The sequence below is a fragment of the Blautia faecicola genome (assembly GCF_004123145.1).
GTDB classification, from domain to species: Bacteria; Bacillota; Clostridia; order Lachnospirales; family Lachnospiraceae; genus Oliverpabstia; species Oliverpabstia faecicola.
Map to the genome: position 1 here is coordinate 1,423,600 of NZ_SDKC01000001.1, position 12,789 is coordinate 1,436,388.

The 12,789-nt window shown below is 45.1% G+C and carries 12 protein-coding genes, 1 pseudogene and 1 riboswitch; of the genes and pseudogenes, 12 read left to right on the plus strand and 1 reads right to left on the minus strand.

Annotated elements, in window-relative coordinates; translation table 11 throughout:
• Positions 1-154 precede the first annotated feature (154 nt).
• The 9 genes from ETP43_RS06345 (at position 155) to ETP43_RS06385 (ending at position 11,188) form a co-directional block, all read left to right on the plus strand.
• Entirely contained in the window at positions 155-1,723 is a 1,569-nt protein-coding gene (locus ETP43_RS06345) for a C40 family peptidase (RefSeq protein WP_129257428.1), read from the plus strand.
• A 169-nt stretch (positions 1,724-1,892) separates the two neighbouring features.
• A riboswitch (ZMP/ZTP riboswitch) is annotated at positions 1,893-1,975 on the plus strand.
• A complete protein-coding gene (locus ETP43_RS06350) occupies positions 1,945-2,100 on the plus strand; it encodes a hypothetical protein (RefSeq protein ID WP_243114203.1) in 156 nt (51 codons plus the stop codon). It overlaps the preceding riboswitch by 31 nt.
• Positions 2,101-2,157: 57 nt before the next feature.
• Positions 2,158-2,928, plus strand: coding sequence for a formate/nitrite transporter family protein (locus tag ETP43_RS06355; RefSeq protein ID WP_129257430.1), 771 nt, complete (start codon positions 2,158-2,160; stop codon positions 2,926-2,928).
• 340 nt (positions 2,929-3,268) lie between these two features.
• The gene (rsxC, locus tag ETP43_RS06360) at positions 3,269-5,233 is read left to right on the plus strand and encodes an electron transport complex subunit RsxC (protein WP_129257431.1); all 1,965 of its coding nucleotides are present in this window, start codon (positions 3,269-3,271) and stop codon (positions 5,231-5,233) included.
• Between the two features lies 1 nt (position 5,234).
• Positions 5,235-5,858: a methylenetetrahydrofolate reductase C-terminal domain-containing protein gene (locus ETP43_RS06365; RefSeq protein ID WP_022172832.1), complete on the plus strand. Its 624-nt coding sequence runs from the start codon at positions 5,235-5,237 to the stop codon at positions 5,856-5,858.
• A gap of 58 nt (positions 5,859-5,916) precedes the next feature.
• Entirely contained in the window at positions 5,917-6,795 is an 879-nt protein-coding gene (locus ETP43_RS06370) for a methylenetetrahydrofolate reductase (RefSeq protein WP_022172831.1), read from the plus strand.
• A gap of 258 nt (positions 6,796-7,053) precedes the next feature.
• On the plus strand, positions 7,054-7,530 hold the full coding sequence (locus tag ETP43_RS06375; protein WP_129257432.1) for a MarR family winged helix-turn-helix transcriptional regulator: 477 nt from the start codon (positions 7,054-7,056) through the stop codon (positions 7,528-7,530).
• Positions 7,530-9,278: an ABC transporter ATP-binding protein gene (locus tag ETP43_RS06380; RefSeq protein WP_129257433.1), complete on the plus strand. Its 1,749-nt coding sequence runs from the start codon at positions 7,530-7,532 to the stop codon at positions 9,276-9,278. The genes ETP43_RS06375 and ETP43_RS06380 overlap by 1 nt, the downstream gene beginning before the upstream one ends.
• A 2-nt stretch (positions 9,279-9,280) precedes the next feature.
• Positions 9,281-11,188 (plus strand): ABC transporter ATP-binding protein, encoded by a 1,908-nt coding sequence (locus tag ETP43_RS06385; RefSeq protein ID WP_129257434.1) that lies wholly within the window; start codon positions 9,281-9,283, stop codon positions 11,186-11,188.
• A gap of 356 nt (positions 11,189-11,544) precedes the next feature.
• Here ETP43_RS06385 and ETP43_RS06390 read toward each other — a convergent pair whose 3' ends face one another.
• Positions 11,545-11,886: an L-2-amino-thiazoline-4-carboxylic acid hydrolase gene (locus tag ETP43_RS06390; protein ID WP_164979620.1), complete on the minus strand. Its 342-nt coding sequence runs from the start codon at positions 11,884-11,886 to the stop codon at positions 11,545-11,547.
• 28 nt (positions 11,887-11,914) lie between these two features.
• Here ETP43_RS06390 and ETP43_RS06395 point away from each other — a divergent pair, with 28 nt between their 5' ends.
• The 3 genes and pseudogenes from ETP43_RS06395 (at position 11,915) to ETP43_RS06405 (ending at position 12,768) form a co-directional block, all read left to right on the plus strand.
• Positions 11,915-12,115, plus strand: a complete 201-nt coding sequence (locus ETP43_RS06395; RefSeq protein WP_129257436.1) for a LysR substrate-binding domain-containing protein — start codon at positions 11,915-11,917, stop codon at positions 12,113-12,115.
• 69 nt (positions 12,116-12,184) lie between these two features.
• Positions 12,185-12,349: pseudogene (locus ETP43_RS18765) on the plus strand (flavodoxin family protein); the annotation flags it as partial.
• Between the two features lie 29 nt (positions 12,350-12,378).
• The gene (locus tag ETP43_RS06405; RefSeq protein WP_129257437.1) at positions 12,379-12,768 is read left to right on the plus strand and encodes a DUF6483 family protein; all 390 of its coding nucleotides are present in this window, start codon (positions 12,379-12,381) and stop codon (positions 12,766-12,768) included.
• Positions 12,769-12,789 lie beyond the last annotated feature (21 nt).

Below are 12,789 nucleotides of genomic sequence, written 5' to 3' on the forward strand. Positions count from 1 at the left end.
TATCACAATATAATAAAAAAGGGAATAAAAAAATGTGAAAAATTGCCAATAAAACCTTGCGAAGCCAGTAGTAGAGTTATATAATAGAAACAATCGTAGTTGCAATAGGAATTATGCAAACATGAGACGTATTGATTGAGCAAGGAGGCAACACATGCATAAATGGAAAAAACTGGTTGCAGGAGTTTTATCAGCCAGCATGATTATGCCGGTAGCACCATTGTCCGTAGGAGCGAGTGAGCAGGTGGGAGTGGTACAAGAGGCAGAGGTAACACCGACGGCAGAGGCAGCGGAAGTTCCGTCTTCGGAGCCGACTACGACACCGACGGAGACTCCAATCGAGACACCGACGGAAACCCCGACCGAAACACCAACGCCGGAACCGACAGAGACACCAACGGAAACGCCGACACCTACACCGGCTCCAACACAGCCGACAACACCAACGCCAACGGAGACACCGGCTCCAACACAGCCGACAACACCAACGCCAATGGAGACACCGGCTACACCGCAGCCAACACAGGAGGCAGCAGCGACAACAACGCCGCAGACGACTCCGGAGGTAACGCCGGAAGCCACACCGACACCGGAAGCACAGGGAAGTAACGAAGCACTGATCGCAGGTCAGCAGATCGTGATTCCACCGGAGATCAAGGAGGATTTCCGTCTGACTACAGTAGATAAAGTGTATGGCTTTGCGAGAAAAGACTGTCTGATCCTGGAAGAAAAAAGTGATGAGGAAGATGCTGTAGCTACCGGATCTTTACCGGGAGGCGGTGTCTGCTATATCCTGCAGGAAGATGATGACGGCTGGGTGTTCGTTGAGTCCGGAAGAGTCAGAGGGTTTATTCGGAAAGAAGAATTGAATACAGGAAGTAAGGCAGATCTGATCATCGAAGAAGCACAGGAACTTTCCGGAGAAGAACATCCGGTATTTGAAAAAGCGACAAAGCTGATGAACCCGCTGAAAAATAAAAATCTTCTGTATACAAAAACAACAGCAGGAAAAACAGTAGTAGAAAAAGAATATGCATTCTGCAACACCGACAAAGTAAACATCCGGGAAGGAAAAGATACGGATGCAAGAGTCATCGGTACGTTATCTCAGAATCAGGTTTGCTATGTACTGGCAAGCAAGAACAAAGAATGGGTATATGTGGAATCCGGTGACGTTCGTGGATTTGTAAAGAGCGAATATCTGCTGATGGGTGACGAAGCAGCGGAAAAAGCAAAAACCTATACCGATGCAGGACAGGATCCGGAAACCGTATGTGGACTTGCGACACAGGAAGTTGCACCGGAAGATAATAAAGTATGCTACTATACATTCAAATCTGTGAAAGAAGCATCTGTGGAGAATCCGACCCGTCAGGCGCTGATCAATTATGCATTGCAGTTTATCGGTAACCCGTATGTATGGGGTGGAACCGATCCGGTTCACGGAGCAGACTGTTCCGGTTTTGCACAGCATGTATATGCACAGTTCGGGATCGGTCTTCCGAGAACATCTGCTGCACAGTCTCAGTACGGAATGAAAATCCCGGTCAGCGAAGCAGCACCTGGAGACCTGATCTTCTATGCGAAAAACGGACAGGTTTATCATGTAGTTATCTATATCGGTAACGGCAGAACCGTAGAGGCAGCCAGCACAAGATCCGGTATCTGCAACCATGGCGTGAATTACGCAAATGCTGTATGGGCAACAAGACTGTTATCCTGATTGTGTCGTGCTCAGGACAAACACCCTGCGGGATATTCGCTGCAGAAGAAAGATTGGATTTGAATGATAATATTTTGATAAGTTCATAAAATACGGTTGACATTCCGTCAATATGGTGCTAAATTAAAGCTAGAGGAGATAAGTTTTATAAAACTTATACAATGAATGCAGAAAATCTGATTACTGACGGAGAAATGTGGATTACCACAGGGGAATCAGATTTGCAGGATGCCGACCGTCTGGGCAACATTTGTAGTGTTACAAGTGTTGCCCTTTTTTTACCTTTCAGGAAAAAAGATCAGGGCATCGAAAAAGGAGGTGCATCTGCAAAAAAGAAATTATGGGGAAATGCCAAAGAGATTATGAAAAGACGGTAATGGTTTGTGGCTGAACGATTACAGATAATGAAATGTGATGACAAGGAGGAAAAAGTTATGTTTCATGAAGAGTATACGGCATTATGTAATGCAGGGGTGGCAAAAAATAATCTGTTGAAGAAAAATCCACTGGGATATTTTATCTCATCCATGGTAGCGGGAATGTTTATTTCATTTGGCAGTATGGTAGCGTTTGTGCTGGGACAGTCGATGGATGGAAATGGTGCAGCGGCTGCGGTAAAACTGATTCAGAGTGTTGCTTTTGCATCTGCTCTCAGTCTGGTAGTTATGGCAGGTGCTGAATTATTCACCGGTAACAATCTGGTGATGGCTGCAGCATCCCTGAGAAAGAAAGTATCCTGGGCGGATACTGTGAGACTGTGGTGCGTCTGCTGGATCGGCAATCTGATCGCCTCTTTGCTCTGTGTAGTGGCTTTCCAGCTGACCGGACTTCCGACAGCGGGAGATGGAGCAATCGCAGATTACTTTATCAAAATTTCTTCGGCAAAAGTGAGTCTTGGTGTCGGACAGATTCTGGTACGTGCGATCCTGTGTAATATTCTGGTCTGTCTTGCAGTGTGGTGCGGAACCAAGATGAAAACGGAATCCGGAAAACTGATCATGATTTTCTGGTGTATTCTGATTTTTATGACCTGCGGATTTGAACACAGCATCGCAGATATGAGCATCATCGGAATAGGTGTGGCAAACGGAGGAATCACCGTCGGTCAGTATCTGTATACTGTATTGCTGGCAACGGTCGGAAATATAATCGGCGGAGCAGTGTTTGTGGCAGTACCGTATCATGTGATATCAAAAGAAAAATAAATACAAGAAAATACAAAAACAGCCGTCCGGCAGATGATATGACCGGGCGGCTGCTTTTTTTCGGAAATTTATGGATCCCTAGTTCTTGTCTGGAATTAGATATTACTAACTGGCTTAATAAAACGATTTTAGAAATACAAATAAAAAAATTTGTGCTTTTCATGCAAAAATTTTATAGAAATCGCTAATAGAACTGGATAATATTGTGAAATTATGTTACATTTAATAGGACGAACTTATTTATCGGGTTTTTGCGGTCTTTTTCAGGAGTGTGCGGAGGTGAACAAGATTTGCAAAGACAGGTAATGAGGATAAAAATCTTTTCAAGGAAGGTGAGCAATTGGAAAATTATACGAAGTATAAGCTGAAAAGCAATGATGAGCTTACATCAGTACTGGAAGGCAAAGACAATCTGTTCGTGATTGCCTGTAACAAGTGTTTCAAAGAATTTGAAACAGTTGATGAGCCGGATTGTGACGAATTTTTAACATTTGCCGCACAGCAGGGAAAAACCGTCACAGGCAGTGCAAAGTTTGATTTCTTATGTAATAAGATGCACACAGAGAAAAAATTACAGGATCTGCTTCCGGAAGGAACAGAGAACGTAGTTGTGATCTCCTGTGGTCTTGGTATCCAGACGGTTGCGGATCTGGCTGGAAAACCGGTGGTTGCGGCAAGTAATACGCTCAACTACAGAGGTCATCACGGTATGGCACTTACCAAAAAGAGCTGTGACGCATGTGCACAGTGCTATCTGAACGTTACCGGTGGTGTCTGTCCGATCGTTGACTGCTCGAAGAGTCTTGTCAACGGACAGTGTGGCGGTGCCAAGAACGGAAAATGTGAAGTGGATCCGAACAAGGACTGTGCATGGGAAAAGATCTATCAGAGACTGGCAAAACAGGGCCGCTTGGAAGAATTCCTGAACCAGCCGGTACAGGTACGTGACTTCTCCAAAGTAAACTTCAAAGTCATCAACGACTATGTGAAAGCAGCCAGAGAAGACAGACTGAACGGATATTACGGTGGTGTACATCCGTCAGAACGCAAGGAATTCAGCGAGCATATCGCTCTGAAGAAATTCCCGGATCCGAAGACCGTCGTTATTTCCATGTCCCAGCATCTGGGTGCCCCGGCGAACCCGATCGTTGCAGTTGGGGATACCGTAAAGGTTGGTCAGAAGATCGGCGAAGCAGCAGGATTTATCAGTGCTCCGGTACATTCCAGCGTAAGCGGAACCGTAGTTGCTGTAGAACCTCGTATGCATGGAACCAGAGGCAGTGAAGTGATGGCTGTTGTTATTGAATCGGATGGTAAAAATACTCTGCACGAATCCGTACAGCCGCATAAAGATCTGGACAGCCTGACTCCGGACGAGATCATTGATATCATCCGTGAAGCAGGTATCGTTGGTATGGGTGGAGCAGGTTTCCCGACCTGTGTCAAACTGAAACCGGCGAAACCGGTAGATACCATCCTTCTGAACGGATGTGAATGTGAACCTCTGCTGACTGCGGACCACAGAGTTCTTCTGGAATATGCAGATGATATCATCTATGGTCTGAAAGCAATCCTGAAAACAACAGGTGCTGAAAAAGGTATCATTGTAATTGAAGATAACAAACCGGATGCCATTGAACTGATGCAGGAAAAAGTTGCCAATATCGGCAATATGGAAGTATTTGTAGCAAGAACCAAATACCCGCAGGGCGCTGAGAAAACTCTGATCAAACGTGTCATGGGCAGACAGGTTCCAAGCGGCGGTCTCCCGGCAGATGTTGGCGTTGTTGTAGATAATATCAGTACCGTGAAAGCGATTTCCGATGCGATCCAGAAAGGTATGCCGCTGATCGAGCGTGTTGCAACCGTAACCGGCGAGAAAATCAAACATCCGGGCAACTTTGTCATCAAGATCGGTACCAGCGTAAAAGAACTGATCGATTACTGTGGCGGATTTACCGATGATGATGTTCTGGTTAAGATGGGCGGACCGATGATGGGATTCCCGTTAAAAGACCTGGAAGTACCAATGATGAAAGGATCCAACGGTATCATCGCGATCGATACCGACGAGACAAAAGAACAGGCATGTATCAAGTGCGGACGCTGCGTGGATGTCTGCCCGATGGAACTTTCACCGCTGTATTTTGTAAAATATGCAGATCAGGAGAACTGGGAAGGCATGAGAGACATGCATGTCATGGACTGTGTAGAATGTCGCTGCTGCCAGTATATCTGTTCTTCCAAGATCTCGATTATTGACAGAATCAAAGCCGGAAAAAATGCAGTAAGGGGGATGAAATAATATGTTAATTACCCAGTTAAAAGACAAAGAGACGATCAACTCTCTGGTGGCAGGGAAAAAAGTTTTCATCATCAACTGCCATGGATGTAAAGAAGTGCATTTTCCGGAAAAAGAAGCTGTAGAACTTCAGAAGGAACTTTCCGCTGAAGGCAATGTAACAGGAATCATGACTACCGATTATATCTGTAATCCGGAAAATATGGAATTGCGCCTGAAAAAACATATGGAAAAGATCCAGGCATCTGATCTGGTTTTAGTATTTTCCTGTGGCGTTGGCGTACAGACAATCGCAGAATATCTGGATGACAAGAAGGTATGCGCAGCGTGCGATACCTATCCGCTTCCTGGTTTCCAGGGCGTGACACCGTTAGAGTACAAATGTGACCAGTGCGGTGAGTGTTATCTGAACCTGACCGGTGGAATCTGCCCGATCACAGCATGTTCCAAGAGCCTTGTCAACGGACAGTGCGGCGGTTCCAAGAACGGCATGTGTGAAGTTGACAATACGATGGAATGTGGATGGGAACGTATCTACAGACGGCTCGAAGCCATTGGACGTCTGGATGTACTGAAATGCCCGACACAGATTCACAATTTTGCAACAGACGATGAAGTAGCAAAATAATATAAGATACATAATACGATGCATCGATAAAATTTTAATATGATTGGAGCAATGTATAATGAAAATGAAAGAATTATTCGACCGTGGTGAATTTGTAGTTTCTGCAGAAGTAGGACCGCCAAAAGGAATCCACGTGGACGAACTGGTAGAAGAAGCAAAAACTTATCTGAAAGATGTTCATGCAGTCAATGTGACCGATAATCAGTCTTCTGTTATGCGTCTTGGCTCTCTGGCTATGTGTAAAGTCCTGAAAGATGCAGGAATGAACCCGATTTTCCAGCTTGCCTGTCGTGACAGAAACCGTATCGCTCTGGAATCTGATCTTCTGAGCGCAGCAATGTTCGGTATCGACAATATTCTGTGTCTGACCGGTGACCACACAAAAATGGGTGATCATCCACAGGCAAAACCGGTATTTGACCTGGATTCCGTATCTCTGTTACATACCGTAAAACTGCTGGAAGAAGGCGTAGATTTGGGTGGCAATCAGCTGGTTGGCGAACCGCCGAAGTTCTCTAAAGGTGCTGTTGTATCTCCATGCAGCGATTCCGTTGACGCACAGCTGGCTAAGATGGAAAGAAAAGTAGCTGCCGGTGCAGAATATTTCCAGACTCAGGCTGTTTTTGAGCCGGAAAAATTCATCAAATTCATGGAAAAAGCAAAACAGTTCGGAAAACCGGTACAGGTTGGTATCATCATCCCGAAATCAGCTGGTATGGTAAAATTCATGAACAATAACGTTGCCGGTATCCATGTTCCGGATGAGATGATCGAAGAACTGAAAGCAGACAAAGAGAGAACAAAAGCAGGTATCACCGGCGTAGAGATCGCTGCACGTATCATCAAAGAGTGTAAGCCATACTGCCAGGGTGTTCATATCATGGCTCTCGGATGGGAATCCAAGATCCCGGATCTGCTGAAACTGGCTGAGATCTAAAATTATATAAAAGAAAATGTATTCAGATGGTGTGAACCGGAAGATGCAGAAAGATAAGATGGATGCAGGTTGTAGAAATACAACCTGCATCTTTTTTGCATTGTATATCAATAATTGGTCCGGTGGACCAATTTTGATTTATAATATTTTGCCGGGAGCTGGTATTGACAAACGAGGAAATGTGTCATAAAATAGTTCGTGAACGAACGAACGCTACCGAACTGTTCGCATCCGAACAAACAGAAAGGAGGTCACAGGATGCTGAAAGTAGAATACAGGGATCACATCGGATTTGAAAATAAACGGCTGGAAAATGAGATTCACAGTCGGATGACCGCCTATCGTGTAGCGATGGGAGGCGAGGAATTGACGATGATGCAAAGCTGGATTATCCGGTTTCTATATGAGCATTCCGAAGAAGACATTTATCAGCGGGATATTGAGGCGGAATTTTCCATAGCTAGGTCCACAGCGACAGGGATCCTGAAGTTGATGGAAAAAAGAGGATATATCCGCAGAGTCAGTGTGGAACGAGATGCCCGGTTAAAGAAACTGGAGCTGACGGAAGTTGGTATCAAGATGCAGGAAGGAACGATCCGCAACATCAACCGGCTGGAAAGCACACTTCGTCAGGGAATCTCGGACGAAGATCTGGAAGTGTTTTTCCGGGTAATCCGTAAGATGCGTTCTAATATCGAGATTCAACAGGGAGAAACAAACAGGAGGAGAGAGTAATGCTTAAAACGCTGGGAGCTCAGATCAAAGAGTTCAAGAAAGACTCCATCAAGACTCCGTTATTTATGATTCTGGAAGTTCTGATGGAGATGCTGATTCCTTTTCTCATGGCATCCATCATCGATGATGGTGTGGAGAAAGGAGATATCCGCCATATCTGTATCATAGGCGGATGGATGATCGTGGCAGCACTGATTGGTCTGTATGCAGGTATCATGGGTGGTGTCTGTGGAGCTAATGCTTCCGCAGGATTTGCAAGAAACCTGCGAAAAGCCATGTATGAAAACATTCAGCAGTTTTCATTTTCCAATATCGACCGGTTCAGTACCGCCGGACTGATCACACGACTGACCACGGATGTAACCAATGTACAGAATGCATACCAGATGCTGCTTCGCATGTTTGTGCGTGCGCCGATCAGCATGGTCTGTGCGATGATCATGTCTTTTTATATCAATGCAAAACTGGCAAGTATTTATCTGGTGGCAGTTATTATTCTGGGAGCATGCCTGTTCTTTATCATCAGCCGGGTGTCCGGATATTTTCAGGAAGTATTTAAAAAATATGATGATCTGAATGCGAGTGTGCAGGAAAATATTGCCGGTATCCGTGTGGTAAAAGCGTATGTGAGAGAAGATTATGAAGACAAAAAGTTTTCCAAAGCAAGTTACAATGTATATAAAATGTTTGTAAAAGCAGAAAAGATCCTTTCTTATAATGCACCTCTGATGCAGTTTGCGGTATACAGCTGCATCCTTGGAATCAGCTGGCTGGGTGCGAAGATGATCGTAACCGATCAGCTGACTACCGGAGAACTGATGAGTCTTCTTACATATTGTATGAATATTCTGATGAGCCTGATGATGGTGTCCATGGTATTTGTTATGGTATCCATGAGTGTGGCGAGTGCAGAACGAATCACAGAGGTCCTGGAAGAAAAACCGGAACTGACCAACCCGGAAAGACCGGTGATGGAAGTGGAAGACGGAAGCATCGTCTTCGATCATGTGAACTTCAGTTATAAAAAAGGCAGCGGTGAATATGTCTTAAAAGATATCAATCTGGATATACATGCAGGAGAAACCATCGGTATCATCGGTGGAACCGGAAGTGCAAAGTCGAGTCTGGTTAATTTGATCAGCCGTCTGTATGATGTGACCAACGGAAGTATCCGGGTCGGCGGTATGGATGTGCGGTCTTATGATATGGAGACTCTGCGTAATCAGGTAGCCGTGGTACTGCAGAAAAATGTGCTGTTTTCCGGAACGATTCTGGAAAATCTGCGCTGGGGTAACAAAGAAGCCAGCAAAGAAGAATGCATCCGCGCCTGCCAGCTGGCCTGTGCCGATGAATTTATCGAGAAGATGCCTGAAGGGTATGAAACCTATATCGAACAGGGTGGTTCCAATGTATCCGGTGGACAGAAGCAGCGTCTGTGTATCGCCAGAGCATTGTTAAAGAAACCGAAAGTACTGATTCTGGATGATTCTACCAGTGCCGTCGATACCGCTACCGATGCACGGATCAGGGAAGCTTTTGCAAAAGAGATTCCCGGCACGACGAAACTGATCATCGCACAGAGAATCTCCAGCGTACAGGGGGCAGACCGGATCATCGTCATGAATGACGGTCAGGTAGACGGCTTTGGTACCCACGAAGAACTGCTCGCAAATAATCAGATTTACAGAGAAGTATATGAATCTCAGACCCAGGGCGGCGGAGATTTTGACGAGAAAGGAGGTGCCTGATCATGCCAGGACCAGGACAAAGAGGACCGAGAGGTCCGAAACCCCAGGTTGAAAATCCGGGAAAACTGATGGGACGTCTTTTAAAATATGTCGGAAAAAATTATGGAATTCATCTGGTGATCGTGGCAGTGTGTATTTTCGTCAGTGTCATAGCCAATGTCCAGGGAACCATGTTTATGAAGAATCTTATCGATCTGTATATCATGCCACTGATCGGGCAGAACAGTCCGGATTTCGGTCCGCTGCTTGGAGCGATCCTGAAGGTTGCGGTATTCTATCTGATCGGTGTTTTGGCTACCTTTTCCTATAACCGGATCATGGTATATGTGACACAGGGAACACTGAAGAATCTGAGAAATGATATGTTCCATCACATGGAGAGTCTTCCAATCAAATATTTTGATACCCATGCGCACGGCGATATCATGTCGATTTACACGAACGATATCGATACGCTGCGTCAGATGATCAGCCAGAGTATGCCACAGCTGTTATCCAGTGTGATCACGATTGTCAGTGTCTTTGTCAGCATGATCATTCTGAGTATACCGCTGACACTCGTATCTCTGGTGATGATCGCCATCATGCTGTTTACTACGAAGAAAGTAGCAGGACTGAGCGGTAGATATTTCCTTGCACAACAGAAATCTCTGGGTGCGGTAAATGGTTATATCGAAGAGATGATGGAAGGACAGAAAGTAGTAAAAGTGTTCTGTCATGAAGAAGAGAGTCTGGAAAAGTTCAATCAGTTAAACGATGAACTCTATGACAGTGCCAACAATGCGAACAAATACGGCAATATCCTGGGACCGGTCAATGCACAGCTGGGAAATGTCAGCTATGTGGTATGTGCGATCGCAGGTGGTATCTTTGCTACTTATGGAGTCGGCGGTCTGACCCTTGGTGCACTGGCAAGTTTCCTGACCTTTAACAAGAGTATCAACATGCCGATCAACCAGGTCAGCCAGCAGTTAAACAGTGTGGTTATGGCACTGGCAGGTGCAGACCGTATCTTCCGTATCCTGGATGAAAAACCGGAACTGGACGAAGGGTATGTTACACTGGTTAATGCGGAAGTTGAAAACGGAGAAGTACGGGAAGCACAGAAACATACAGGTCACTGGGCATGGAAACATTACCACAAAGCGGATAATACAACAACTTATCAGCTGTTGGAAGGTGATGTGGTATTTAACGGTGTGGATTTTGGATATGATGAGAAAAAGATGGTTCTGCATGATATCAAGCTCTTTGCAAAACCGGGTCAGAAGATTGCATTTGTTGGTTCTACCGGAGCAGGAAAGACCACGATCACCAATCTGATCAACCGTTTTTATGATATCCAGGATGGAAAGATCCGATATGATGGTATCAATATCAACAAGATCAAAAAAACAGATCTGCGTCGTTCTCTGGGCATCGTTCTTCAGGATACGCAGCTGTTTACGAATACGGTTATGGAAAATATCCGTTACGGAAAGCTGGATGCTACGGATGAAGAGGTGATCGCGGCGGCTAAACTGGCGAATGCGGATGGATTTATCCGGAGACTGCCGGAAGGATATCAGACGAAACTGACGAATAACGGTGCCAATCTGAGCCAGGGGCAGAGACAGCTTCTGTCTATCGCCCGTGCAGCGGTAGCGGATCCGCCGGTGCTGATCCTGGATGAAGCGACTTCTTCGATTGATACCAGAACGGAGAAGCTGGTACAGGATGGTATGGATAAGCTGATGCATGGACGAACCACTTTCGTCATAGCACACCGCCTGTCCACCGTAAGAAACAGTGACTGTATTATGGTCCTTGAAAACGGACGTATCATCGAGCGTGGAACCCATGATCAGCTGATCGAAGAAAAAGGAAAATATTATCAGTTATATACCGGAAATACCGGAGAACTGGCATAAATACCGGACATCACAGAAGATGTCGGGAGAACCGCCGGAGACAGGTGAATATTTGCATCTGTCTCCGGCGGTTCTTACGTTGCATGATATGGTTACTGTTTGCAATTCCGAATAAGAGTATGGTAAAATGACAGTAAGTATAAACTAACAGGATGTGCAGGATCGCTGTGTGGAGCTTGGGCTTACCACGCATGAAAAGATCAGAAATAACAGCAAGCGGTTCAAGCTGATCTGTATTCCGGGATACATGCTGTATATTCTGGTATGCGTCTATGGGATCAATGGCGCACGCGATTTTGTGTCCTGATTTGTTGCATTATATATCAATAGTTCGTTCGGTGAACTCATCTTATTCGTTATTTTATTTTTGCTATGGTATCGTGGCATACGGTGCCGTCTTCGGCGATCGTAGATTTTCGGATGAATCTTGCATGATGCCTTAATACACCGAGGGCGTACCAGTCATGGGTGCAAAATACGGTACAGAATTCCGGATAGCCATGGGATTTGCAGGTGTCGAAGTACAGACATCTGCTGATCTCATAGGTAAATCCCCTGTCATCATCCTGCAGGATCCGGGTGTCCCAGCAGATACTTTTGGAATCGGAAAGATCATCCATCAGGGACTGGCGCACGATTTTATAACCAGCAGGTAATAAATCAACAGCTTTGTACAGTACGGAGGAAATTTTTCGCATCGATGCGCACATAGAATCTTATGCGATCATGGCGATGGTGGAGCGTGGACTTGGAATCGGGGTGCTCCCGGACATGATCCTGAAACGGATCCCATACCGGATCGCCGTCCGGTCTTTTCGGACTCCATATTACAGAGAAATCGGACTGGCGATGAAAGACAGAACGAAGCTGACACCTGCGACGCAGATGTTTATCGAATATCTCAGGAAGGCATTAGCTGTGACTTAGCGTTAGTATATTGCAGGAGAATAATATATTCGGCTTTTACGAGGTGACTTGTCTGCCACTATGAGATGAGTTTCTTATTATAAATTTACAGTTATCAACTATATCGGATTTCATAACAAAGGAATGCTTCTGGCAGGCGGATGTGGATCCACAAACGGAAAACCGCAGATAGATAAGACGAACCATCTGAAAGAAGCGTATGCATTTGGAAAAAATATTTATAAAACAGAGTAAGAGATCCAGGCGTTTGAGGAGATGAGCAAATGAATTTCACAGATGAAAAAGATTACATTATGCGAATGATAAAGGAAACGATAAGAGTATTATTTGTTGTTGCATTTGGAGAAAAATATGTTTCCGTTGAACTGGAAAACAAATATGAAGTATCCGGAAAAAACCTGAAAGATTTCCTGGACATGATCGATGTGGGACAGATCAACGAGGCAGAAAATCTGTTTTTAGACAGTATGGACTACACAAACAAAGAAGCGGTAATGGCGGGAGCACTTTTTTACGAACATATTAACGAAAAAGACAACGAGTTCCTGACGAGCAACAATTATACCAGGGAAGAGGTGCTTTCCGGCTTTCAGCAATTACTGGAGCAGTCAGGGTATCATGATCTGATCTGCCTGGTGAAAGAAGAGGAATAAGGCTTAGAACCAATATATTGA